Raw genomic sequence first — 25,599 nt, 5'->3', positions numbered from 1 at the left:
GCGGGGGGAGGCCCCCAGGAAGGCCACTCTCCCCACCCGAGGGAGCGGCCCCCGAACGCACCCCCGCCCTGAACGAACCCCCCAACGAAACCACCCGATGGGGACCTCCCGAACGGAACCACCCCGACGGAACCACCGACGGGTATCACTCGATGCGAAGCACCCGAACGGAGCCGCCCCCAACTAGCGCCGCGCCCGACCAGCGCCACGCCCAAAAGGAGCCGCCCCCAACCAGCGCCACGCTCGACCGGCCCCACGCCCAACCAGCGCCGCCCCCGACCGACGCCACGCCCGGCCGGCGCCGCCTTGACCAGCGTCACGCCCAACCAGCCCCGCGCCCAAACGGAACCGCCCCCTGCCGACGGCGTCAGGCGCACCGCGCACTGCGTGCGCGGCGCCGCGTACACATGACGATGGCCCGGTTCTCAGGCGGATACGCCGTCGATCCGAGCCATCGCGTCTTCCGCGCCGTACGGCTGCAGGTATGGCAGCCAGCGCGGGTCCCTATGCCCGGTGCCGATGATGCGCCAGGCCAGGCCGGACGGTGGGGCGGGTTGGTGGCGCAGCCGCCAGCCGAGTTCCGCCACGTGGCGGTCGGCCTTGACGTGATTGCAGCGGCGACACGCCGCGACCACGTTCTCCCAGGCGTGCTGGCCGCCCCGACTGCGCGGGATGACGTGGTCGACGCTGGTTGCGACGCCACCGCAGTAGGCGCAGCGGCCGCCGTCCCTGGCGAACAGGGCGCGGCGGGTCAGCGGAACGGGGGCCCGAAAGGGGACCCGCACGAACCGCTTCAAACGGACGACGCTCGGTGCGGGTATCACGCGGGTCGCGCTGTGCATCAGGGCGCCTGACTCCTCAAGGCTGACAGCTTTGTCATTGAGGATGAGTACGAGCGCGCGGCGGAGCGGTACGACGCCGAGCGGCTCGTACGACGCGTTGAGGACCAGAACATGCGGCACGGGTGCCTCCCTGTACGCCGGCGGCGCGTGGCTCGCGCCGGGACGATCTCCCCTTAGTGTCTACGCAGCCCTGGTGAGAGCGCCACCACCACCAGGTAACGGACCAAGAGTGTTTTCAACCACAGCCTGTTCATCTCGTTGTTCACGCCCGCGCTGCTCGTAGTTGTCGTTGGTTGTCGTTCGAACATCACAACGAGACACCTGTGCGTGCCCCGTTAGTGTGGAGGGTCTGCCGAGGCGCTTTTGCCAGGCATATCCCCACAGAAGGGTTACTTGCCGTGCTCCGGTCCGCCGCTCCGTCCGCTGACGCGACGCCACCCGCCACGGCGCTCGACGAGACGCAAGAGTCCGCGGAGAGCGCCGCGAGCTGGCTCGGGGAGAACTGGTCCGACTGGTTGGGTCTGGGCCTGCGCATCCTGCTGATCGTGATCATCGCGTTCGTGCTGCGCTCGGTGATTCGCCGGTCGATCACGCGGTTGATCTCCCGGATGAACCGCACCGCGCAGGCCGTGGACGGCACGGCGCTCGGCGGGTTGCTGGTCAACGCGGAGCGCCGCAGGCAGCGGTCCGAGGCGATCGGCTCGGTGCTGCGCAGCGTCGCCTCGTTCATGATCCTCGGCACGGCGGCGCTGATGATCCTCTCCGCCCTGGAAATCAACCTCGCGCCGCTGCTCGCGAGTGCGGGCGTCGCGGGCGTGGCCATCGGCTTCGGCGCCCGCAACCTGGTCACCGACTTCCTCTCCGGCGTCTTCATGATCCTTGAGGACCAGTACGGCGTGGGCGACTCGATCGACGCGGGGGTGGCCTCCGGCGAGGTGATCGAGGTCGGGTTGCGCGTGACGAAGCTGCGCGGCGATGACGGCGAGATCTGGTACGTACGCAACGGCGAGGTCAAGCGGATCGGCAACCTCAGTCAGGGCTGGTCCACGGCGGGCGTCGACGTGCAGGTTCGATACGACGAGGACCTGGAGAAGGCGAAGAAGGTCATCCTTCGCGCGGGCGAGGAGATGGGAACCTCGCAACCGTGGGACGAGGCGCTGTGGGAGCCGGTGACGGTGCTCGGCCTGGACGCGGTGTACCTGGACTCGATGGTGATCCGGGTCTCCGCGAAGACCATGCCGGGCAAGTCGCTGAGCGTGGAGCGGGAGTTGCGCTGGCGGATCAAGCGGGCGCTGGACGCGGAGGGCATTCGCATCGTGGGCGGCCCGCCGCCCACCGGCGAGGGCGCCGCGCCGGCCCCCGACCCCACGGCCGGCGTCGCCGCGCCCTCCGCCCTGGCCAGCCCGACCTCACCGCAGTCCCTCGCGGCCTCGCCGATACCGCCACCGCCCCCGAACCTCCAGAAGTAACCCCCACCCCACACCAGCCCCCGCCCCAAACTCCGCTTCCCCACTCCCCCACTTCACCCAGCCGCTCCACGCCAAGCCGCGCCGCGCCTGTCAGGGCGCGGCGCGGCGCCGCGTTGCGGGGGTGGTTCGGGGCGGGCCGTCGATAACGCTTTGGGTAGGCGTGGACGGACGTTCGGATCGAACCATTGACGAGGCGCGGATGGGCGCCTACCTTCCTGTTCACCGTTAGGAAACTTTCCTAATAGATGGCGCGGCAACGGGGCCCGTCGTCTGAGCAGCGAAGGGCGGTGGTCAGCCATGGTCGGTACGCCAGGAACGCCACGCGTGTTGCGGGCCATGAACGACCGGGCGGCCCTGGACCTCCTGGTGGCTCACGGGCCGCTCACCCGCACCCAGCTCGGCGAGCTGACCGGCCTGTCGAAGCCCACCGCGTCGCAGTTGCTCAGCCGGCTCGCGGCGGCGGGCCTGGTGCGCGCCACCGGCACCGCCACCGGCCGCCCCGGCCCCAACGCCCAGCTCTACGAGATCAACGCGACCATCGCCTACGTCGCGGCGCTGTCCGTCGACCCGCTCGGCGTCACGGCGGTCGTCGCCGACCTGGCGGGTACGGTCGTCGGCGAACACCGCCTGCCGGCCGACGCGATGGCCGACGGCGTGCGCGACCGTACGTCCACCGTGGTCGTCGAGGCCGTGGACGGCGCGCTGCGGGCGGCCGGGCTCGGTCGCGACGCGCTGCACCGTACGGTCATCGGCACCCCCGGCGCGCTCGACCCGCGCACCGGCGCCCTGCGGTACGCGCCGCATCTGCCCGGGTGGCAGTCCCGTACGGTGCGGGAGGACCTCACCGCCGCGCTGGGCACCCCGGTGGTCATCGAGAACGACGTGAACCTGGTGGCGCTGGCCGAGCACGACCGGGGCACCGCGCAGGACTTCGACAACTTCGTGCTGGTCTGGGCCGACGAGGGCGTGGGCGCCGCGATCGTGCTGGACGGGGCGCTGCTGCGGGGCGCCACCGGCGGCGCGGGCGAGATCGGCTACATGCCGCTGCCCGGCGCCCCGCTCGCCCGCGAGGCCGAGACCTTCGCCCGACCGGACGCCGGCGGCGGGTTCCAGCGCCTAGCCTCGTCGCCCGCCGTCCTCGCGCTGGCGCGGGCGCACGGCATCTCGGCCCGGGACGCGCCGGCCGCGCTGGCCGAGGCGCTGGCGACCCCGGGCGCGGGTGACGCGGTCCTCGCCGAGTTGGCCCACCGGCTCGCCACCGGCATCGCCTCGGTGATCGCGGTCGTGGACCCGGAGCTGGTCGTGCTCTCCGGTGAGGTCGCGCAGGCGGGCGGGGAGCGGCTGCTCGCCCTGGTGCACGAGGAGTTGACCGGACTCGCCCTGCCCCGGCCGCAGTTGCGGCTGAGCGCGCTCGACGGCAGCCCCATCCTGATCGGCGCGCTGCGCACCGCACTGGCCGACGCCCGCGACACCGTCTTCGATACCGGCTGATCGCACCGCCACCACCGCGACCGACACCACCACGACCAGCACCCCCTCCCGCTACCGCCCTCCCCAGCCTCTCGTCCCCCGATCGTCCCTCCCCTCCCTCCGCCTGCCCACCGCGCCGCTCATCCCAGCGCCCTCTCACAACCCCGGTGTGCCGCCATGTCTCTCGTACGACTCTTAGCCCCGTAACCCCGCCGGCTCCGCAGCCTCCCGTGGCCGTCATGGCTACAGCTCAACAGCTCTGTAGCTCTCGACTCCCCTGGCTCTCACGGTTCCCGTGGCCCCCGGCTCCGGCGAGTCCCGCGATTCCCCATCGCTCCGCTCGCCTCCCCTCACACCCGAACCGATCACACCACCCGAATCACCCGTCCCACCCGCACCCTTTCCCCGCCGCTAAGGAAGTCCGCCATGCCGCGAACGCGTACGCACCGCGCTCCGGCCGTCCTCGCCGCCGTGCTCGCCACCACCGGGCTACTGCTGGCGGGGTGTGCCAATCCCAGTACCGGTAGCGCGAACGACGACCCGACCAAGCCCGTGACCCTGAAGTTCTGGCACGGCTGGGCCGAGCCGAACGAGGTCAAGGCCATCAATGACAGCATTGACCGGTTCGAGGAACTGCATCCGAACATCAAGGTGAAGGCCACCGGCAACGTCACCGACGTCACCATGAACCAGGCGCTGCGCGCCGGCGGTGGCAAGGCTCCCGACGTGGTGTCCTCCTTCACCACCAACAACGTGGGCCAGTACTGCTCATCGGGCATGTGGGTCGATCTCGACCCGTTCATGAAGAAGACGGGGCTGGACAAGAACAAGGTCTTCCCGAAGACGCTGTTGGACTACACGCAGTTCGAGGGCGAGCAGTGCGCGCTGCCCTTGTTGGCCGACGCGTTCGGCCTGTACTACAACAAGGACGCGTTCCGGAAGGCGGGCATCGAGCGTCCGCCGCGCACGATGTCGGAGCTGAAGCGCACGGCGGTGAAGCTGACGCAGCGCAAGGGCGACAGATATCAGCAGCTCGGTTTCATGCCCAATTTCCGGCTCTACCAGAACAGCCCGGACCGGATGTTCGCGCAGTGGGGTCCGCGTTACTTCGACGAGGACGGTAAGGCCCGGTTGGCGGACGAGCCGGCCGCTAAGGACTTCTTCACCACGCAGCGAGACCTGGTCAAGGCGCTGGGCGGGTACGGGGCGCTGGAGAAGTTCCGTACGACGTTCGGTGACGAGATGTCCTCGCAGAACGCGTTCCTGACCGGGAAGCTCGCCATGCACATGGACGGCGAGTGGCGCGGCCTGATGTTGAACGACGCGAAGGCCGACTTCGAATGGGGCACCGCGCCGATGCCGGTCCCCGACGACCAGGCCGACACGTACGGTCGCGGCTATCTGACGGGGACCGTCGCGGGAATCGCGCACAGCAGCAAGCACCAGAACGCCGCGTGGGAGTTGGTGCGTTTCCTGACCGCGGACACCGACCAGGTGGTGGCGTTCGCCAACGCGATTCACAACGTGCCGTCCACGAAGGCGGCCCTGGCCTCGCCGAAGCTTGACGCCGATCCGACGTTCCGCACCTTCCTCGGCATCGCCCAGCACCCGGACAGCGTCGCGCTGCCGCCGTCCATCAACGGTGGGCAGTACGTGCTCGCGCTCCAGGACTTCGCCTATGACGCGGAGTCGGGAAAGATCGACGATTTCGACAAGGGGCTGCGAAAACTCGATGACCAGATAGACGCCGACACTCTTCAAGCGCAGAATTGACGGGGCCCACCATGGCAAGAACACGTAAAGCAGTGGAGGCCGTCCCGTCCGGCGGGTCGGACAACGCCGCGGCGTTGCGCCGCAAGCACCAGCGGGACCGGTTGCGCACCCTCGGGTTCCTCTCTCCCTGGCTGATCGGATTCACCGTCTTCTTCGGTTATCCGCTGATCGCCACCGTCTACTTCTCGTTCATGCACTACAACCAGATCGAGCCGGCCACGTTCGTGGGCTGGCGGAACTGGAAGTACGTGTTCGAGCAGATGCCGCTGTTCGGCCCCGCGCTGTGGAACACGCTGTGGCTGGTCGTGGTGATGGTGGCGCTGCGCGTCGTCTTCGGTATCGGGATCGGGTTGCTGATCACGAAGTTGAAGACGGGTGTCGGCTTCTTCCGGACGGCGTTCTACCTGCCGTACCTGGCGCCGCCGGTGGCCGCGACCGTGGCGTTCGTCTTCCTCCTCAACCCGGGCACCGGGCCGGTGAACGAGGTGCTCGGCGCGGTGGGCATCGAGGCGCCGAACTGGTTCAACGACCCGGACTGGGCCAAGCCGTCGCTGGTGATGCTCTCGTTGTGGGGCATCGGTGACCTGATGGTCATCTTCATGGCCGCGCTGCTGGACGTGCCCAAGGAGCAGTACGAGGCGGCGGAGTTGGACGGCGCGGGTTCCTTCGCGAAGTTCCGTTACATCACCTGGCCCTCGATCCTGCCCATCGTGATGTTCGCGGTGGTCACCGGGACCGTGCAGACCATGCAGTACTACACGCAGGCCCTGGTGGCCGGAAAGCTCGCGTCGGGTGTGAGCGTCGGCCCCGGCACGACGATTCAGCCGGGATATCCGGACCACTCCACGCTCACCGTGCCGCAGCTCGTCTATTCGCTGGGTTTCCAGAACTTCAACACCGGCGCGGCATGCGTGCTCTCCCTCGTGTTGTTCGCCATCGCCATGGCCGTGACCACCCTGCTGATGCGCAAGCGCGCCGGGCTGCTGACGGCGGAGGACTGATCCATGACCACCACCGCACTTCCCCCGCGCGCCACGCGCGCCTCCCGGCCCACGCCGACGCCCGCGCAGGTGGCGGCCCGTGCGCGCCGCAAGTCCGTGCTGCACTGGATAGCCGTGCACACCGGCGCGCTGGCCGCCGCGTTGTTCTTCGTGTTGCCGTTCGTCTTCGTCTTCCTCACCTCGGTGATGAGCGACAGCCAGGCGATGAGCGGTGACCTGTGGCCGCACGAGTGGCGCTGGTCGAACTACGCGGACGTGTTCAACACGCCGGGCTTTCTGACCTGGTGGCGCAATTCGCTGCTGTACGCGGGTCTGGGCACGCTGTTCACGGTCTGTTCGTCCATTCCGGTGGCGTACGCGCTGGCGAAGTTCCGCTTCCGTGGCCGGCGCGGCGCCATGATCCTGGTCATCTCCACGATGATGCTGCCGCCGCAGGTCATCGTGATCCCGATGTACCTGGTGTGGGCCCAGCAGTTCGGGCTCTCCGGGTCGCTGTGGCCGCTGATCATCCCGATGGCGTTCGGCGACGCGTACTCGATCTTCCTGTTGCGTCAGTTCCTGCTGACGATCCCGAAGGAATACCTGGAGTCGGCCCGTGTGGACGGCTGTGGGGAGATACGTACGCTGCTGACGATCGTCGTGCCGATGGCCAAGCCGGGCATAGCGGCGATCGCCCTGTTCCAGTTCTTCTACTGTTGGAACGACTATTTCGGCCCGCAGATCTACGCGGCACAGAATCCCGGAGCCTGGACGCTGAGTTACGGTCTTGAGTCGTTCAAGAGCGCGCACAGCGTCAACTGGAACCTGACCATGGCGGCGACGCTGCTCGTCATGGCGCCGGTCATCATCGTTTTCTTCTTCGCACAGAAGGCCTTCGTCGAAGGCGTCACTCTCACCGGAGTAAAGGGCTAATTGGCTATGAAGCTCGCAGTGGTCGGCGGGGGTTCGACCTACACCCCCGAACTCATCGACGGATTTGCCCGGTTGCGCGACGCGCTGCCGCTGGAGGAACTGGTTCTCATCGACCCGGCGGCCGACCGGTTGGAGTTGATCGGCGGCCTGGCGCGGCGGATCTTCGCGAAGCAGGGTCACCCCGGCAAGGTCTCGTGGACCTCGGACCTGGACGCGGGCGTGGACGGCGCGGCCGCGGTGCTGCTGCAACTGCGCGTCGGCGGCCAGGCCGCCCGTAACCAGGACGAGACGTGGCCGCTGGAGTGCGGCTGCGTCGGGCAGGAGACGACCGGCGCCGGCGGCCTGGCCAAGGCGCTGCGTACGGTGCCGGTGGTGCTGGACATCGCGGAGCGCGTACGCCGGCGCAACCCGGACGCGTGGATCGTGGACTTCACCAACCCGGTGGGCATCGTCACGCGCGCCCTGCTGACGGCGGGCCACCGCGCGGTGGGCCTGTGCAACGTGGCGATCGGCTTCCAGCGCAAGTTCGCCAAGCTGCTCGACGTCGCCCCCGAGCAGGTCTACCTGGACCACGTGGGCCTCAACCACCTCACCTGGGAGCGGGGCGTGCGTATCGGCGGCCCGGAGGGTGAGAACGTGCTGCCCCGGCTGATCGCCGAGCACGGCGAGGCGATCGCGGCCGACCTGCACATGCCGCGCACCCTCGTGGACCGGCTCGGCGTGGTCCCCTCGTACTACCTGCGCTACTTCTACGAGCACGACGCCGTGGTGCGCGAGCTGAAGTCGAAGCCGTCGCGGGCGGCCGAGGTCGCGGCCATCGAGAAGCAGTTGCTGGACCTGTACGGGGACCCGGCGCTCGACGAGAAGCCGGAGCTGCTCAGCAAGCGTGGTGGCGCCTTCTACTCGGAGGCGGCCGTGTCGCTGACCTCCTCGCTGCTGGGTGACACCGGTGACGTGCAGGTCGTGAACACCCTGAACAAGGGGACGCTGCCGTTCCTGCCGGACGACGCGGTGATCGAGGTGCCGGCCTCGGTGGGCGCCGGCGGTGCCACGCCGCTGCCGGTCGCGCCGCTTGAGCCGCTGTACGCGGGGCTGACCTCGCACGTCACGGCGTACGAGCACCTCGCGCTGGAGGCCGCGCTGCTGGGTGCCGACGCGGGCGAGAAGGCCGGGCGGCGCGCGGTGTTCGAGGCGCTGCTCGCGCATCCGTTGATCGGCCAGATCGAGTACGCGGACCAGCTCACGGACGCGCTCATCGCTCACAACCGGGAGCACCTGGCGTGGGCCTGACGGGTTCTGTGCTCGCCATCGACGCGGGCAACAGCAAGACCGACGTGGCGTTGCTCGGCACGGACGGCTCGGTACTCGGCTCGGCCCGTGGTGGTGGCTTCCAGCCGCCGATGGTGGGCACCGAGCGTGCCATCGCGGGCCTGGCCGGCATCGTCGCGCGGGCGGCGGCCGACGCGGGGCTCGGCGAGGCGCCGGGCGCGCTGGCCGAGCACGTCTCGGCGTGCCTGGCCAACTGCGACCTGCCGATCGAGGAGGAGCGGCTCACCGAGGCCATAGCGGCGCGGGGTTGGGGGCGTACCGTCACGGTCACCAACGACACCTTCGCGCTGTTGCGCTCCGGGCTGCCGGACGGGAGCGAGCCGGCCGGCGTGGCCGTCGTGTGCGGCGCGGGCATCAACTGCGCCGGGCTGGCCCCGGGCGGGCGCACCGCGCGTTTCCCCGCGATCGGCCGGATCTCCGGTGACTGGGGCGGCGGCGGCCACCTGGCGGACGAGGCCCTGTGGTGGGCGGCGCGGTCGTGGGACGGGCGTGGGGAGCGCACGGCGCTCGCCGACGCGCTGCCCGCGCACTTCGGCCTCACCGACATGCTGGAGCTGATCAGCGCGCTGCACCTGGGGGACGTGGAGCGCGGTCGGCGCTACGAGCTGACGCCGGTGCTGTTCGCGGTGGCCGACGCGGGGGACGCGGTCGCCCGCGCGATCGTGGACCGGCAGGCGGACGAGGTCGTCACCATGGCCACGGTCGCGCTGTCCAAGCTCGACCTGCTGGGCGAGGAGGCGCCGGTGGTGCTCGGCGGCGGGGTGCTGGCGGCCCGCCACCGGCTGCTGGACGACGGTGTGCGCGAGTTGCTGGCCGAGCGCGCGCCGAAGGCCCTGGCCCGCGTTGTGCAGGCGCCGCCGGTGCTGGGCGCGGCGCTGCTGGGCCTGGACCACATCGCGGCGGCGCCCGCGCTGTACGAGCGGCTGCGCGCGGAGTACCCGGGGTAGGCGGCGCGGCCCGCCTGGCGTGGCCCCTCGGGGCGGTGCGGGGCGGCCTCGCCGGGCCGTGCCGTACCGGGCCGTGGTGGAGCGGTGCGGAACGGGTCGGGTGGGGCGCTCGGGGCAGTTGCCCGGAGCGCCCCGCTCGGCGCGCCCCCCGGTGGGCGACGCGGCCGCGGGTGGCGCGCGCCCGCGGGTGCGTGTCACGGCCCCCGGCGGGCCCGCGCGCCCGGCCGTGGAACGGCGGCGGTGGCGGGTCGGCCGTGACGGGTCGGCGAACCCGCGCCCGCCACCCGGCTTATCCGGCTAGTCCGTTTTGCATAACAAGAGGCCGTGAGTAGTAACTTCCCATCTATTGTCCCTCATTCGGAGCACCCCCCAGTAGGCCATCCCGTCGTTAACCGGACGTGACTTCATCCACCGCGCTTCCCGGTCCGACAGTCCCGGCCGCGCCCCTCACGGAGTCTCATCGCATGGGGGACTGGGTTCTCACGGCCACGCCACCAGGCAGCCCCCGAGGCTTCACACGCGCCCACCTGCAACGCGGCGCCGAGTGCGTCCAACTCCGTTATTGCCAGGCCGAGTTGGCCGATCTGGCCGCCACCATCAAGGGCATCGAGACGGACTTCGCGCGGCGCTGTGACGCACTGCGCGCCTCCGGCGGAGCCGAGTCGGCCCGCGCGCCGGCCAGCCGCTTCGAGACCCCGTTCGCGGACCAGCGCGCGCCGCTGCCCCAGGACCGCCATGCATGAGCGCTACGACTACGGCGGCTACGGCGGGCGTGGCCCCGAAACCTTCCCGCACCCCGACTTCGGCCCGGGCCACGAGTCCGGCCTCGGCTTCACGACGACCTTCGGCGGCCTCTCGGCGTACGACCCGACGCCCGTCGGGCCCGAGCCGGCCACCGGGTTCACCACCTACGACACCTTCACGGCCACGCCCGAGACGCTCACCGCCCCCGACCTCGCCGTGCTCGGCGGGCACTGGGACTCCGAGGCCGAACTGACCCAGCTCCTGCGGGAGTCGGCCCAGACCGAGCAGCTCGACCCACTCACGGTGACCGGGGCCATCCCCGCGCCGCGACTGCCCCAGCCACCGACCACGCACCGCCGCCGCCGCTTCCGTCGGCTGCGCACGGCGCTGCGTACCCGGCCCGAGCGGACGGTGACCCGGGCCGAGGTGCTGAGCTGCCTGATCGCGGTGCTCGTGGCGGTCATCGTGGCGCTGGTCAGCGTGCTCGGCGGGATGTGCGCGCACGAGCCGCTGCGGCAGGTGGTGGCGCCGAACGTGGCGCACCACCTGACGACCTGGTGGCCGGTCCTCATCTACGGTCCCTGGCTCGCCGCCTCGCTGTCGATCATCCGACACGCGGTGCACTACCAGCGGGCCCCGCACGCGTGGCTGATCGTGGTGCTGTTCAGCGCGTTCTCGGTGGCGCTGGCCGTGGCGCACGCGCCACGGACGGTGGGCGGCGTCGCCGTCGCCGCGCTGCCCGCGATCGCCGCGCTGACCTGCTTCCACCAACTGGTCCGCCAGATCACGCTGACCAGGCCGCCCCGGCGCTCCGTCCCCGGCCAGCACGGGGCACCCCGCCGCTAGCCACCCATCGGCCCGGGCTCGCGCCGCCCGCCGGACCTCCGGCGCGCGCCGCGAGCCCGGGCCCTCGCATGCCTGGGCCCTCGCACGCCTGGGCCCCGCATGCCCGGGCTCGGCCCCATCCGCGGAGCCGGCCCGGCCGGCTGGGCGGCCACCTGGCGAGCGGTGGCTCTGGCGAGCGGGCGCCCGCCGCACGTCGCGGCGCGTCCCGCGCGCGGCCGGGCCCGGGCCCCGCTCAGAGGCGGCGCGTCCCGCATACGGCCCGCGACCTGTTCAGAGGCGGACCCGGATGCCCTCCGGGGCGTGTCGCTCCACGGCGACCAGGAGCGCTTCCCGGTCCATGCCGGGGCCGAAGCGGGCGAGCAGGGCCGCACCCTCGCTGGTGTGCCGCCGCCTCGGCAGCCGGTCGACCCCCTCGATCGCGTCGTCGATGACCCACAGGCGCAGCCAGCCCGCCTCCCGCCCGGCCCCGGCGTCCAGCCGCCGCACGCGGCTCCACGGCACCCGGAAGGTGGCGCGGCCCGCGGAGCGGGCGATGACGCCGCGCTCGTCGAGGCCGACCGCGTCCGGCGCCAGGTAGTCGTCGCGCACCTCCCGCAGCACCCGCAGCCCGGGCGGGAAGGAGATCAGGCCGAGGACGACGAGACCGGGCAGCGCCACCCAGGGTCCGACCTGCTTCGCGATGGCGCCCGCGATCACGAGCGGCAGGCAGAAGTGGGCGAGGAGGCGGAGCCAGGAGGCCGTGTCCGGCGGAACCCGTTCTCGGACAAAAAGGGTGCCGGGCCCGAAGTCGGAAGGTGGCTGGAAAACGCGCATACGCGTTCCTTTCGGCTTTTCTCTCGCTCTCTCGCGTTCCGGCCCCGCGGGGGTGCCGTTCACCATGCCGTGGTCCGGGTGTCGCGGCATGAGCCGCCCAGGGTGCCATGTCGCGGTGCCGGCGCCGCGACCAGCCCCTCCCCGGGAGCCGCCCGGGGCGGACCCGGCGGCCGGGCCCAAGGGGGGAACCGAACGTCCCCGGCGCGCGTGTTGGGTGGCGGGAGCGCGGGGGAACGGCAGGCCGGCGGCGGCCAGTCCGGGGCCCGGCGCACGATCCGCCCGAGTCCGGTGTGGTTGTCGGTGCCTGCCGCCATACTGCTTCCGACAGGTGCCAACCGTCCCGTTCCACCGGGCTCAGGTCCGCCACCAGCGAACCAGGGGGAGGTCTCGTGTCACACCCGCCGACCGGCGGTATCGCGCCAACGGCCGCGCCCGAGCGCCCGGCCGCCTCCCCCACCCGGGCGGCGCCGCCCGCGCCGTCGCCGCCTGCCGAGCCCGCCGCCCGCCGCCCGGCCTGGCGTGAGGGCCTGGACACCCTGCGCGCGGCGGCGGTGACCGAGCCGGGCCGACTGCGGGCGATCGGCGCCGTGCTGGCCGGCCTCGTGGTGCTCTTCGGCGCGCTCGCCGCCTGGCAGGTCGACGCGCGTACGGACGCGGCCCGCGCCGTCACCGGGCGCAGCCAGCCGCTGAGCTCCGACGCGGCCGAGATCTACCGCTCGCTGGCCGCCGCCGACGCCACCGCCGCCAGCGCCTTCCTGGTCGAGGGGCCCGAGCCGCCCGCCCTGCGCGAGAACTTCGACCGGGACCTCGCGCACGCCTCCAGCCTGCTGGTCAAGGCCGCCGCCTCCAGCGGGGGTTCGGGCGCGGCCCGCGCGCGGATCGACCGCCTGGTGCGCGACCTGCCCCGCTACACCGGCCTGGTGGAGTCCGCGCGCGCCAACAACCGGCAGGGCCTGCCGCTGGGTGGCGCCTACCTGCGGCACGCGAACGAACTCATGAGCACCCAACTCCTCCCGGCGGCCGACGAGCTGTACCGGACGCAGAGCGACCAGCTCACGGCCGACTACGCACACGCGCGGGCCTGGCCCTGGGTGGCGTTCGGCGCGGGCGTGCTGGCGCTGGCGGCCCTGGCGTGGGCCCAGCACCGGACCTACCGGCGGACCAACCGGGTCTTCAACCCGGGCCTGCTGGCGGCGACGGCCGCGACCGCGGCGGCGCTGGTGTGGCTGGCGGCCGGACACGCGGTGGTCCGTTCCGGGCTCGGCGAGTCCGACCGGCACGGCGCGCGGTCGCTGCGGGTGCTGGGCGAGGCGCGGATAGCCGTGCTCCAGGCGCGGGGCAACGAGAACCTGGTGCTGGTGGCGCGGGGCGCGGTGGTGCGCGAGTCGCCCCCGTACAAGGGCCAGGACGCCTACGAGGTCGGCTACGACGAGCGGATGCGGGCGCTGCTCGGCACGGCGCCGGCCGCGAACTCCCCCGACGCCGAGGCCGGCGGGCTGCTGGGCCGGGCCCAGCGGCTGGCCGACGACGCGTCGGGGCGCGGGCCGGTCGACGAGGCGATCCGCGCCGCGCGGGAGTGGCAGCACCGACACGAGGGGGTCAGTCGGGCCAACGAGGAGGGCGCGTACGACGCGGCGTTGGAGATGGCCACCGGCGCGCGGGGCAGCACCGGCGAGTCCTTCGAGCAGGTGGACGCCGCGCTGACGCGGGCGACAGCGCACGAGCGGCGGGAGTTCGAGCGGGCCGTGGACGACGGGCGCGACCTGGTGGCCGAGTTGCCCGTCGGCGCCGGGGCGCTGGCGCTGGTCGGCGCCGTGAGCACGGTGCTCGGCGTGGGCCGCAGGCTCTCGGAGTACCGGTGAAGGGGGCACGAGGATGACGAGGGTGGCACGCGGGGAGGACGAGGCGGGCCCGCGCCCGCCGGGGCGGCGGCGCGCGGTGGCGCTGTCGGCGGTGGGCTGCGCCCTGGCGGCGCTGGCCGCGCTGCTGGCGCCGGCCGCCCTCGACGGCCCGGGCGAACGGGGCCGACCGGCCCCTGAGCGACGGGCCGCGCCCCCGGCGCGGGACGCGGAGGGCGCCGCGCACGAGAGCTGTGAGCGGCCGGAGGCCAGCCTGCGCCCCTCCCCCGACTCCGGGCCCGCCGTGCGCCGGATCAAGGCCCGCGCCTCCGGCAAGCTGATCGCCGGCGTGGACCAGAACAGCTACCGCTGGGGGTACCGCGACCCCGCCACCGGCGACCTGACCGGCTTCGACATCGAACTGGTGCGGGCCATCGCGGAGGAGATATTCGGTGACCGCGACGCGGTGGTCTTCCGTACCATCCCCACCAACCAGCGCGTCCCGGCGCTGCGCGAGCGCAAGGTGGACATCGTCGTACGGACCATGACGATCAACTGTGACCGCGTCACGGGCAGGAACAAGGTCGCGTTCTCCACCGCGTACTTCCAGGCCGGACAGCAGCTCCTGGTGCCCCGCGACTCGCCCATCACCTCCTACGGGCCGACGTTGCGCGGCAAGCGGGTGTGTACGGCCAAGGGTTCGACGGGCGAGCAGCGGCTCGACGACGAGCGGCGGGGCACGCGGTCGCTGGGCGCGACCAAGGTCACCGTGCCCAACCAGCTCGACTGCCTGGTGCGGCTCCAACTCGGCCAGGTGGACGCCGTGTTCACGGACAGCGCGCTCGCCGCCGGCCAGGCGGCGCAGGACCCGTCGGTGAAGCTGGTCGGCGAGCCGGTCACGCGGGAGCCGTACGGTGTGGCGATGCACAGCGACGACACCGACCTGGTGCGCCGGGTGAACAAGGTGCTGGAGGATTACCGCAGGGGCGGGGCGGACAGCCCCTGGATGCGGGCGTACCGCGAATGGCTCCAGGACGACCTGCCGGGTGTCAAGGCGCCACCCAAGCCCGTCTACAAGGACTGACCGCACGCACAGGAGAGGTGATCGATGGCGGCCTCGGGACCCGCACCCAGCTCGTCGGGGATGCCCCAGCTCCCGGTCATGGACCGGGAGGAGGTGGACCGCGCGCTCGCGCGCCTCGGCGCCGAGCACGAGGCGATCGAGACGTCGCTGCTGGCGTTGCAGGACCACGCCGGACGCAGGCTCCTGGAGGGCGCCGACCTGGCCGGCACCACCAAGGCGCGCTGGGCCGCCGCCGAGCAGACGATCTCCCAGCTGTGGACGTACTACGACGCGTACGCCGCGGCCTGCGCCAAGGCCCGCGAGGTGCGCGCCCGGCGCCGCTGGCCGGGCCAGGCCGAGCTGGTGGAGTTGACCGAACTGCTGCGTGGCGAGCACGTCACCGTGCCCGGAGACGCGCTGGCGCCCGCGCCCCGGCTCAGCGAGCGGTTCACGCTCGACGCCCTGGTGGAGCGCATGAACAGCGGGTACGCGCGGGCGCTGGACGTGGTGGTCACCGCGGACGCCGTCTGGTCGGCGTTGCCCGCCCGGATCGACATGCTGGCCGCCGAGTTACAGCGCACGCGTTCGCTGGCGCACTCGGTGGGCGTACGGCCGGGCGAGCACCCCTCGGGGGACGACCTGGAGCAGATCACCGCCGAGCTGACCGCGCTGCGCGCGGAGGTCATCCGCGACCCGCTGGCCTTCTGGTCCGGCGCCTCGCCGAGTTCGGCGCCCGGCGGCGGCCGGCCCGACACCGAGCGCTACGACCGGGCGGCGCGCGCCCTGGAGGACGTGCGGCGCGAGATCGAGGCGGTGCTCACCGTGCGGCAGGACGCGGAGCGGCGGCTGATGCTGCTGCGCGACCTGCTCTCGCGCGCGGACCGCACGCTGACCGAGGCCCGGCAGGCGCGCGGCGAGGTGCTGGCGAAGATCGCCGCGTCCGACGTGCCCGCCGTCAGCGGGCCGTCCACGGCGCTGCACGAGCAGTTGGCGCTGGCCGCCGAGTACCGCAGGCGCTCCCAGTGGCACCGGCTCTCGCCGCTCCTGGAGAGCCTGGAGCAGCGGGCCGATGACGAACTGCTGCGGGCCCGCGAGTCGTTGACGGCCGTGACCGCGCCGCTGGCGGTCCGCGCGGAGCTGCGCGGCAGGCTCGACGCGTACCGGGCCAAGGTCGTCCGGCACGGCATGGCCGATGACCCGCTGCTGGTGGAGCGGTACGACGCGGCCCGGCGGCTGCTGTGGAGCGCGCCGTGTGACCTGCGCGCCGCGGAGCAGGCCGTGCTGCGCTACCAGCAGGCGGTGGCCGACACGCTGACACCCCATCCGCCGGCCGGGCACGCCCCCGGGTCGGAGGTCGGTGGGCCGGGGCGGGCGGGTCCCGGGGGGCGCGGGTGAGCGCCGACGACTGCCAGCGCCCGGACTGCGCGGGCGCCTACGAGGACATGGGCGGCGGGGAGCTGTACTGCGACACGTGCGGCCTGGCCCCGGTGGTCTCCCCCAGCGGGTTGCTGACCGCGCCGCCGACGGGTGTGGCGGGCGAGGGGCGCGCGGCCGGTTCGGGCCGCCCGGGCGGCGCGGGCTCCGCGACCGGCTCCTCCTCCGTGCCCACGCACTCCGCGCGCTCGGCCTCGGGGCGCTCCACGGGCTCGCGCCGCTCGGTCTCGGGCCGGCTGCCCCGGGCGGCGGGGCACACCTCGGGCCGCTCGGTCTCGGTGGTGAGGTCCTCGGGGCCGGCGTCCTCGTCGGGCCGCAGCCGGTTGGGCGCGGGCCTGGTGAGCGTGGAGCGGGTGCCGCGCCCCGACCCGCACACGGCCGTGCTGGCCAACCCCGAGGTGCCCGAGCGGAAGCGGTTCTGCAGCCGCTCGGAGTGCGGCGCCCCGGTGGGGCGGGCGCGCGGCGCGCGGCCGGGCCGTACCGAGGGCTTCTGCACCAAGTGCGGCCACCCGTACTCCTTCGTGCCCAAGTTGCGCCGAGGCGACGTGGTGCACGGGCAGTACGAGGTGGTGGGCTGCCTCGCGCACGGCGGCCTGGGCTGGATCTACCTGGCCGTGGACCGGGCGGTGGCCGACCGCTGGGTGGTGCTCAAGGGGCTCCTGGACACCGGCGACGAGGACGCGCTCGCGGTGGCGCTGGCCGAGCGGCGGTTCCTCGCCGAGATCGAGCACGCCAACATCGTGCGGATCTACAACTTCGTCGAGCACCTCGACCAGCGCACCGGCAGCCTCGACGGCTACATCGTCATGGAGTACGTGGGCGGCAAGTCGCTCAAGCAACTGGCCAACGAGCGGCGCGGGCCCGACGGGCGGCGCGATCCGCTGCCGGTGGAGCGGGCGTGCGCGTACGGCATCGAGGCGCTGGAGGCGCTCGGGCACCTGCACAGCCGCAACCTGCTGTACTGCGACTTCAAGATCGACAACGCGATCCAGCAGGGGGACCAGCTCAAGCTGATCGACATGGGCGCGGTGCGGCGGATGGGCGACGAGGACAGTGCCATCTACGGCACCGTCGGCTACCAGGCGCCCGAGGTCGCCGAGCGCGGCCCGTCGGTCGCCTCCGACCTGTACACGGTGGCCCGCACGCTGGCGGTGCTCACCTTCGACTTCCAGGGCTACACCACGGTCTTCGCGGACAGCTTCCCCGACCCCGGGCACATCGAGGTCTTCCGCCGCTACGAGTCCTTCTACCGGCTCCTGACGCGGGCCACCGACCCGGACCCGGAGCGCCGGTTCGCCTCCGCCCAGGAGATGGCCGACCAGCTCACGGGCGTGCTGCGGGAGGTCGTCGCACTCCAGTCGGGCCGGCCACGGCCGGCGCTGTCCACGCTGTTCGGGGCGGAGACGCGGGTCGTGGACACCCAGGTGTTCCCCGACGGCGCGGAGTCCGACGCGCTCGGCGCGCGGCTCGGCGCCGGGCGCGGGCGGCGCGCGCAACTGGCCGCGGCGGCCTCGCGCACGCCCCTCGGGAGGCCGGACCCGGCCGTCGCCGGCCCGGCCGTCGCGGGTGGGCCGGGCGCCGTCACGGGCGCGCCGGCGGGCGGCAGCGCACCGGCGCCAGGCGGCGCGCTCGGCCTGCCCGGCGTGCCGAGTCAACCCACGCGCCCCCGCGAACGGGTACCGCTTTCGGGGACGGCCGCGCCGGGCACGGCGGGCGCGGCGGCGGGGCTCGCGAGCGGCGCGGCGTCCGGCGCGGGCGGGTCGGCGGTGGTCGGTGAGCCGAACGCGGTCGCCGCCGGGGCCGCGGCCGTCGCGGGGGTCGTCCAGCCGTTGGACATACGGGCCGCCGCGCTGGCGCTGCCGGTGCCGCGCGTCGATCCGGGCGACCCCAACGCGGGCTTCCTGGCCGGACTGCTCGCCGCGGCGCCGGCCGAGCTGAGCGCCGCCCTGGCCGCCGCCCCCGCGGACTCCACGGAGCTGCGGCTGCGTCGCGTACGGGCCGAGTTGGCGCTCGGCGACGACCGGGCGGCCGGGCGGCTCCTCGACGCGCTGGAGGCGGTGCGCCCGGACGACTGGCGCGTCATCTGGTACCGCGGGCTGCACGCGCTGGCCAGCGGTGACCGGGTGACGGCCGCGGTCTCCTTCGACGCGGTCTACGACGCGTTCCCCGGCGAGACCGTGCCCAAGCTGGCGCTCGGCGTGTGCGCCGAGGCCCTGGGCCAACTCGACAACGCCGCCGCCTACTACCACCTCGTGTGGGCGACCGACCCGAGCTTCGTGAGTGCCGCGTTCGGGCTGACCCGGGTGCGGTTCACGACGGGCGACCGGGCCGGCGCCGTGGCGGCCCTGGAGTCCGTGCCCGAGGCGTCCATCCACTACACGGCGGCCCGCGTGGCGGCCGTACGGGCGCGGTTGCGGCCGGGCGCGTGGGCGGTGGGCGGGGCCGCGCCCGCCGAGCGACTCGCCGAACTGACGGCGGCGGCCGATCAGGTGGAACGCCTTGCGGAGTTCGGACTTGACCCGGTAAGGCGCGAGCGACTGCACACCGAGGTGCTCGGCGCCGCGTTGGACTGGGTACTCTCCAGCGGCAGCGGAATCCCGCAGGCCGCCGGACCCGAAGCGGCGACGGGAGCCCGACCCGTGCTGCTCGGCAGCCGCCTGGACGAGCGCGGGCTGCGCTTCGGTCTGGAACGCTCGTATCGGGTACTCGCCCGGCTCGCGCAGCGGGGCGAGGAAAGGATCGAATGGGTGGAGCGGGCCAACCGGCTCCGCCCCAGGACGTGGGTGTGATCGATGTCGCAGAAGCCTCGGCTGTCAACCTGCCCGAGCTGTGCGGAGCCGCTTGACGCGGAGGACAACTTCTGCGGCGCGTGTGGCACCAGTGTCAGCGCCGCGAGAACGGCGGCGCCCGGCGCGCGCGGGGCTCACCCAGCGCCGACCGGTGCGGGCGACGGCCGGGGCCAGAGCCCCGCCGCCGGCCCCGCGCGCGGCGCTGACGCGAGCGCCGCTGCCGGCGCCGTCGCCGAGCCCGGGCTCGGCTTCGCCCCCGGGTACGCGCCACAGGCCGGCCCGGCGACGCCCGTCGCGGGCGCTCCGGGCGCCGTGCCCGCGGCGTGGGACGCGCGGGCCGCCGCCCACTTCCCGTACGCCGACACCGCCGTGCCACCGGCTCCCCGCGCGGCGGGCGGCGCTGGCCAGCCCGGCTCCGTACCGCAACCCGGCGCGGCGCCCCGTGGCCCGGCGGGCGCCCCCACGGCCGGCGCGCCGATCCCGCAACAGTCGGCCGGGGCCGCGCCATGGTCGGCGTCGCGGGCCGTCCCGGCGGGGCCGGGCGCGGAGGCGGCGGGCGGACACGGGGCGCCCGGACCCGCCTTCCCCGCGCTCACCCCGACGGTGCGCCCCATCGCGGGCGGCGCCGAACCCGCCCCGGGCCAGGCGGTGGCGCCTACGTCCGCCGCCCCGGGGTACGGGAGCTGGGCGACCGTGGACGCGGAGGTGGCGCCGCCCGACCCGCGTGAGTCGGCCACCCTCGATCCGCTGGCCGGCATCGACGAGCCCACCCTGGTGATCAGCGCCGGCGCCGGCCCGGCCGACGACCACGGGCCCCGTCCCGACCGGGAGCCGGCCGGCCAGCCCCCGGCCCCCGAGGCCACGCCGGCCGGACCGGAACAGCCAGCGCACCCGGCACCGCCCGCCGGTGGGGCGGCGCCGGCGGGGGCCACCTCGGCGGGCGCGGGGGGCGCGCCGGGGGTCGGGGCGCCGCGACCGGCGCCGCGCCGGTGCGGCGAGTGCCGGGCCGGCGCCATCGACGACGACGGATACTGCGAGAACTGCGGACACGCGCAGCCTCGGGAACGGGATCACATGGAAGAGGAGTTGGCGTTCGTCGCCGCGGCCAGCGACCGCGGGCTGCGACACCACCGCAACGAGGACGCCTTCGCCCTCTCGGAGGCGGAGTTGCCGGACGGTTCGCCCGCCGTGGTCGCCGTCGTCTGCGACGGCGTCTCCTCCGCCACCCGCCCCGACGATGCGTCGGCCGCCGCGGCCCGGGTGGCCGGCGAGCGGCTGCAGACCGCGCTGCCCCGGGGCACGCACCCGCAACAGGCCATGCACGAGGCGATCATCGCCGCGGCCGAGGCGGTCAACGCGCTGGCCCAGGAGGCCCGCCCGGCCCACCGCGACCCGCACCGCCACGAGAACGCGCCGGCCTGCACGATCGTCAGCGCCGTCGTCGCCTCGGGCATCCTGACCGTCGGCTGGATCGGCGACAGCCGCGCGTACTGGGTCCCCGACGACCGCGCCACGCCCGCCGCCCGGCTCACCGAGGACGACTCGTGGGCCGCGCAGATGGTCGCGGCCGGCCTGTTGTCGGAGCAGGAGGCGTACGCGGACGAGCGGGCGCACGCCATCACGGGCTGGCTGGGGGCGGACGCGTACGAGATCGAGCCGCACACCGCCGCGTTCAAGCCCGACCGGCCGGGCGTGGTGGTGGTCTGCACGGACGGGCTGTGGAACTACGCCGAGTCCGCGCCCGAGATGGCGGCGGCCGTGCCGCCGGACGCCCGGGCCCGACCGATGGACAGCGCCCGGAAGTTGGTCGGTTACGCGCTGGAGGGCGGGGGCCACGACAACGTAACGGTGGCGGTGGTGCCGTTCCCGCTGCCGCCGGAAGGGGCAGGATCGGCCTGACGACGGGTCGGCGCCGGGGCGCCGGCAGCGGCGGGAGAGCAGGGCCCGCCGGCGCCTCACGGGGCGGCGGCGGAACGCGAGGAGGGCGGCGGCCGGGTCGAGCGGGCCGCCACGGGAGAGCACGAGGCCACGGGGGCGAGGGGGCTTCCGCGGCGCCACGGGGGATCACCGGGGTACGGGCACGCCGTCAGGGAGCCGTCGGCGAGCGCGTCCCCCGTCCGCCCATGTGTCGATGAGTCCACGCGGAGCGTCGAGGGACGTCAAGGAGCGGAACGGATGGCCAACTTCTCCAAGTCGAACGTGCCACGGTTCTCGGTCGAGGTGTACCAGAACGAGTTCCTGCCCGAGGGCGGACGCGACGTCAGCGCGATCGTCACCGTCACCGCCACCGGCGGCGGCACCACCGGCCGCCTGCCGCTCGTCTCCGTCGGCCCGCACGACGCCGCGGCGCGGCAGCGGGGGCCGAGCGCCGCCGTGGCCGTCATGGTCGACTGCTCCGGCTCGATGGACTACCCGCCCACCAAGTTGCGGCACGCGCGGGAGGCGACGGCCGCGGCGATCGACACGCTGCGCGACGGCGTGGCCTTCACCGTGATCGCCGGCACCCACAAGGCGGCCGAGGTCTACCCCGGCGGCGGCAGGCTCGCCCGCGCCGACGCGGCCACCCGCGCGGCGGCCAAGGACGCCCTGCGCACGCTGCGCGCGGGCGGCGGCACCGCGATCGGCGAGTGGCTGCGGCTCGCGGACCGGTTGCTGCACACCCGGGACGCGGCGATACGGCACGGCATCCTGCTCACCGACGGCCGCAACGAGCACGAGAGCCCCGAGGCGTTGCGCGCGAGTCTGGGCGCCTGCGCGGGGCGCTTCACCTGTGACGCGCGCGGCGTCGGCACCGACTGGGAGGTGAAAGAGGTCACAGCGATCGCCTCGACCCTCCTGGGAACCGCCGATATCGTGGCGAACCCGGCCGAACTGGCCGAAGACTTCCAGCGCATGATGGAGTCCGCTATGGGGAAGGAAGTCGCGGATGTCGCGCTGCGTATCTGGACTCCCCAGGGCACGGACGTCACATTCGTGAAACAGGTCGCCCCCACCGTCGAGGACCTCACCCACCGCCGCGCCGACGCCGGGCCGCGCTCCGGCGACTACCCCACCGGCTCCTGGGGCGACGAGTCCCGCGACTACCACGTGGCGGTGCGGGTGCCGGCCGCCGACGTGGGCCGGGAGATGCTGGCCGCGCGGGTGGCGCTGGTGCTGCCGAGCCCGGACGGCACCCCGCCCCGACCACTGGCGCAAGGGCTCGTACGCGCCGTGTGGACGGCCGACCTGACGGCGTCGACCTCCATGAATCCGCAGGTCGCGCACTACACGGGGCAGGCGGAACTGGCCCGGGCGATCCAGCAGGGCCTCGATGCGCGCAAGTCGGGCGACTGGGACGGAGCGACCGCGAAACTGGGCCGCGCGGTGCAGCTCGCCGCCGCCTCGGGGAACGCCGAAACGGCGAAACTGCTTTCGAAGGTGGTGGACGTCGTGGACGCGGTGACAGGTACTGTGCGACTGAAAGCGAAGGTCGCGGACGCGGATGAGATGACCCTCGAAACGCGCTCCACCAAGACCGTTCGCGTAAAGAAATAACGCGGGTACGCGGCCGGGCGACCGGCCGGGCCGCCCGCCACACAGCGGGTCACGACGGGCCGCCACGGCCCCGTCCGACCACCAGTTCCACCAGCGACACCAGCAGCACCCGTAGCACACAGCAGCACCAGCAACACCCGTAGCGAACAGCACCAAACTGCACCAATGCCAAGAAACGGCACACGAGGGGGAATCACCGACATGCCGACTTGCCCAAACGGCCATCAGTCGTCGGCCGAGGACTACTGCGAGGTGTGCGGGCACCGCATGTCGGCCGCACCCGCCGGCGCCGTTCCCCCGCCTCCGCCGCCGCCCGGAATGATGGGCCCGCCCAACCCGCCACCGCCGCCCTCCCACCCTGGCCCACCAGGGCCTGGCGCGCCGGGCGGGTACGACGGTCCCGGCGGCCCGGGTCAGGGTCGCGGCTTCGACGGCCAGGGCGGTCCCCCCGGACCCGGCGGCCCCGCCGGCCCGCCCGGACCTCCCGGTCACGGCCCGGGTCCCGGCGGCTTCGACAGCCAGGGCGGCCCCGGCGGCTTCGGCCCCGGCGGCCCCGCGGGCCCGCCCCCTCCCGGTGGCCCCGGCGGTCCCGGCGGCTTCGGCCCCGGCCCCGGTGGGCCTGGCGGTCCCGGTGGTCCCGGTGGCTTCGATGGTCAGGGCGGCCCCGGTGGTCCGCGCGGCTTCGACGGTCCCGGTCGGCCCGGCGGACCCAGCGGGTTCGACGGCCCCGGTGGACCTGGTGGGCCCGGCGGCCCGTTCGGCCCGCCCGGCGGCCCCGGCGCGCCGGGCGGTCACGGTGGGCCGGGTGGTCACGGTGCTCCCGGTGGGTACGGCTACCCCGGTGGGCAGCCCGAGTCCGGCTTCCAGCCGGAGCTGTGCCCGCAGTGCCGTACGCCGCGCGAGGCGCAGGCGCCGTTCTGCGAGGAGTGCCGCTACAACTTCATCACCCAGTCGGCCACCTCGTACACGCCCTACAGCCCGGCCCCGGCGCCCGGCCAGGGCGGCTTCCCGCCGCCTCCGTCGCAGGGGCAGCCGCCGCAGGGCCCGCCGCACGGTCAGCCCCCGCACCCGCACGGGCCCGACGCCTCCCAGCCGCCCGGTCCGCAGGGTCCGCCGCGGCCTGGCCAGGACTACCAGGGCGGCCACCAGCAGCAGAACCGGCCGCCGGAGCCGCCGCACCTGTCCCCGCTGCCGCCGCACGCCGGTGGCCCGCAGGGTGGCGGCCAGGGCGAGCAGCGGCCCGGGGGCCCGCCGAGCGGGCAGGGCTTCGGGGGCGACGACGACTGGATGCTCCCGCCGCCGAACACCCCGGAGGCGTCGGCCGCCGCGCCGCCGCACGGCGCTCCGGCCCCCGCCGCGCCCCGTCCGTTCCCGGACGCGCCCGGCCAGGGCCCCGGTGGTCGGCCGCCGTTCCCGGGTGACGACGGGTTCCCGGGCGCGGCCCCGCCGCAGCACGGGCAGCCGGCGTTCCCCGGCCAGCCCGGTCAGCCGCCGGCCGCGCCGCCCCACCAGCAGGGGCAGCAGCACGGACAACCGCCGCAGCACGGCCAGCCGCAGCAGCAGGGCCAGCAGCAGCACGGTCAGCCGCAGCAGGACGGCGGCTACCGGCCCGACGGGGCGTACCAGCAGGGTCCTCCCGGTGGCGGGCAGGCCGGTTCGGACAACTGGGTCGCCGTCGTCGCGCCGGACCGCGAGTACTTCATGGCGATGATGACGCGCAGCGGCCCCGAGGCCGCCGGGCTCAACCTGCCCGCGTACTCGCCCGAGCAGCAGGTGCCGCTCTCCGGGAACCAGATCACCATCGGTCGCCGCAGGCACAGCACGGGCGAGGCGCCCGACATCGACCTGTCGCGCCCGCCGGAGGACCCGGGCGTCTCGCACCAGCACGCGGTGCTCGTGCCGCAGTCGCACGGCGGCTGGGCGGTCGTGGACCAGGACTCGACCAACGGCACGACGATCAACGGCGGTGACGAGCCGATCCAGCCGTACGTGCCGGTCCCGCTCCAGGAGGGCGACCGGGTACACGTCGGCGCGTGGACGACGATCACCCTCCGCAGGGGCTGACCCGCCCCTGACCCGCACGGTCGCCAACGGGCCCGCCCCACATCGGGGCGGGCCCGTTCGCGTCGCCGTCCCCGGCCGCCCCACGCCGCGCCGACCGCCCGGTGGTGGGTCGCGCGGTAGTGGGTCGCGCGGTGGCCGGGGGTGGTCCTACGACTTCCGGCCTCCGTCGCGGTATCTGCGACCATGGAGGGGTGAATGAGATTCCGCGCGGCACGCTGCAGGAGCAGACCTTCTACGAGCAGGTCGGCGGCGAGGAGACCTTCCGGCGCCTGGTGCACCGCTTCTACCAGGGCGTCGCGGAGGACCCGTTGCTGCGGCCGATGTACCCGGAGGAGGACCTCGGCCCGGCCGAGGAGCGCCTGGTGCTCTTCCTGATGCAGTACTGGGGCGGCCCCCGCACCTACAGCGACCAGCGCGGCCACCCCCGACTGCGGATGCGGCACGCGCCGTTCGCGGTGGACCGGGCCGCGCACGACGCGTGGCTGCGGCACATGCGGGACGCTGTCGACGAGTTGGACCTCGCGCCCGAGCACGAGCAGCAGTTGTGGAAGTACCTGACGTACGCCGCCGCCTCGATGGTCAACACCCCGGGCTGAGCGGCCAGCACGCCGCACCGGGCCGCCGGTAGGAGCAGCCCGTACGAGCCCCCCAGGCCACCGGAACGTACAGCCCGTACGAGCCCCGGGCCGCCCGTACGCCGAACCGGCGGGGACCCGACGGCGGCCCGGCGG

19 protein-coding genes are annotated in these 25,599 nt (G+C 74.0%); 17 read left to right on the top strand and 2 right to left on the bottom strand.

The genetic code is table 11. The annotated features are described in order from the left end of the window. Positions 1–425: 425 nt before the first annotated feature. On the bottom strand, positions 426–962 hold the full coding sequence (locus OYE22_RS23525; RefSeq protein WP_176161630.1) for an HNH endonuclease: 537 nt from the start codon (positions 960–962) through the stop codon (positions 426–428). Positions 963–1,240: 278 nt separating this feature from the next. Here OYE22_RS23525 and OYE22_RS23520 point away from each other — a divergent pair, with 278 nt between their 5' ends. From OYE22_RS23520 to OYE22_RS23480, 9 genes are all read left to right on the top strand, one after another. Beyond that, entirely contained in the window at positions 1,241–2,311 is a 1,071-nt protein-coding gene (locus tag OYE22_RS23520) for a mechanosensitive ion channel family protein (protein ID WP_277322255.1), read from the top strand. Between the two features lie 336 nt (positions 2,312–2,647). Further along, positions 2,648–3,802, top strand: coding sequence for an ROK family transcriptional regulator (locus OYE22_RS23515; RefSeq protein ID WP_277324286.1), 1,155 nt, complete (start codon positions 2,648–2,650; stop codon positions 3,800–3,802). A gap of 405 nt (positions 3,803–4,207) precedes the next feature. Beyond that, on the top strand, positions 4,208–5,554 hold the full coding sequence (locus OYE22_RS23510; RefSeq protein ID WP_277322254.1) for an ABC transporter substrate-binding protein: 1,347 nt from the start codon (positions 4,208–4,210) through the stop codon (positions 5,552–5,554). An 11-nt stretch (positions 5,555–5,565) separates the two neighbouring features. Next, on the top strand, positions 5,566–6,555 hold the full coding sequence (locus OYE22_RS23505; RefSeq protein ID WP_277322253.1) for a sugar ABC transporter permease: 990 nt from the start codon (positions 5,566–5,568) through the stop codon (positions 6,553–6,555). 3 nt (positions 6,556–6,558) lie between these two features. Next, entirely contained in the window at positions 6,559–7,467 is a 909-nt protein-coding gene (locus OYE22_RS23500; RefSeq protein ID WP_277322252.1) for a carbohydrate ABC transporter permease, read from the top strand. A gap of 6 nt (positions 7,468–7,473) precedes the next feature. After that, positions 7,474–8,757: a 6-phospho-beta-glucosidase gene (locus tag OYE22_RS23495; RefSeq protein ID WP_277322251.1), complete on the top strand. Its 1,284-nt coding sequence runs from the start codon at positions 7,474–7,476 to the stop codon at positions 8,755–8,757. Beyond that, positions 8,748–9,743 carry a BadF/BadG/BcrA/BcrD ATPase family protein gene (locus OYE22_RS23490; RefSeq protein ID WP_277322250.1) on the top strand — a complete coding sequence of 332 codons (996 nt, stop codon included), beginning with the start codon at positions 8,748–8,750 and terminating at the stop codon, positions 9,741–9,743. Before OYE22_RS23495 ends, OYE22_RS23490 begins: the two co-directional genes overlap by 10 nt. 464 nt (positions 9,744–10,207) lie before the next feature. Further along, positions 10,208–10,486 (top strand): hypothetical protein, encoded by a 279-nt coding sequence (locus tag OYE22_RS23485; protein WP_277322249.1) that lies wholly within the window; start codon positions 10,208–10,210, stop codon positions 10,484–10,486. Next, positions 10,479–11,333, top strand: coding sequence for a hypothetical protein (locus tag OYE22_RS23480; RefSeq protein ID WP_277322248.1), 855 nt, complete (start codon positions 10,479–10,481; stop codon positions 11,331–11,333). Before OYE22_RS23485 ends, OYE22_RS23480 begins: the two co-directional genes overlap by 8 nt. A gap of 270 nt (positions 11,334–11,603) precedes the next feature. Here OYE22_RS23480 and OYE22_RS23475 read toward each other — a convergent pair whose 3' ends face one another. Continuing rightward, on the bottom strand, positions 11,604–12,146 hold the full coding sequence (locus OYE22_RS23475) for a hypothetical protein (protein WP_277322247.1): 543 nt from the start codon (positions 12,144–12,146) through the stop codon (positions 11,604–11,606). A gap of 389 nt (positions 12,147–12,535) precedes the next feature. On the opposite strand from OYE22_RS23475, the gene OYE22_RS23470 reads away from it, so the two are divergent. The 8 genes from OYE22_RS23470 (at position 12,536) to OYE22_RS23435 (ending at position 25,464) form a co-directional block, all read left to right on the top strand. After that, positions 12,536–14,008, top strand: a complete 1,473-nt coding sequence (locus tag OYE22_RS23470; RefSeq protein ID WP_277322246.1) for a hypothetical protein — start codon at positions 12,536–12,538, stop codon at positions 14,006–14,008. A 13-nt stretch (positions 14,009–14,021) separates the two neighbouring features. Beyond that, on the top strand, positions 14,022–15,068 hold the full coding sequence (locus OYE22_RS23465; RefSeq protein WP_277322245.1) for a glutamate ABC transporter substrate-binding protein: 1,047 nt from the start codon (positions 14,022–14,024) through the stop codon (positions 15,066–15,068). 24 nt (positions 15,069–15,092) lie between these two features. Beyond that, positions 15,093–16,442 carry a hypothetical protein gene (locus OYE22_RS23460; RefSeq protein WP_277322244.1) on the top strand — a complete coding sequence of 450 codons (1,350 nt, stop codon included), beginning with the start codon at positions 15,093–15,095 and terminating at the stop codon, positions 16,440–16,442. 47 nt (positions 16,443–16,489) lie between these two features. After that, positions 16,490–19,270 carry a serine/threonine-protein kinase gene (locus tag OYE22_RS23455; RefSeq protein ID WP_277324285.1) on the top strand — a complete coding sequence of 927 codons (2,781 nt, stop codon included), beginning with the start codon at positions 16,490–16,492 and terminating at the stop codon, positions 19,268–19,270. Positions 19,271–19,639: 369 nt separating this feature from the next. Next, on the top strand, positions 19,640–21,169 hold the full coding sequence (locus OYE22_RS23450; RefSeq protein ID WP_277324284.1) for a protein phosphatase 2C domain-containing protein: 1,530 nt from the start codon (positions 19,640–19,642) through the stop codon (positions 21,167–21,169). 276 nt (positions 21,170–21,445) lie between these two features. Further along, a complete protein-coding gene (locus OYE22_RS23445) occupies positions 21,446–22,804 on the top strand; it encodes a VWA domain-containing protein (RefSeq protein WP_277322243.1) in 1,359 nt (452 codons plus the stop codon). Between the two features lie 201 nt (positions 22,805–23,005). Beyond that, on the top strand, positions 23,006–24,868 hold the full coding sequence (locus OYE22_RS23440; protein ID WP_277322242.1) for an FHA domain-containing protein: 1,863 nt from the start codon (positions 23,006–23,008) through the stop codon (positions 24,866–24,868). 191 nt (positions 24,869–25,059) lie between these two features. Further along, a complete protein-coding gene (locus tag OYE22_RS23435; protein WP_277322241.1) occupies positions 25,060–25,464 on the top strand; it encodes a globin in 405 nt (134 codons plus the stop codon). Positions 25,465–25,599 lie beyond the last annotated feature (135 nt).

Origin of the sequence: Streptomyces sp. 71268, assembly GCF_029392895.1 — a bacterium.
In the GTDB taxonomy this organism is placed as follows: Bacteria; Actinomycetota; Actinomycetes; order Streptomycetales; family Streptomycetaceae; genus Streptomyces.
Note: the sequence above shows the minus strand (reverse complement) of the source record. Positions and strands in the feature narration are given on the sequence as shown.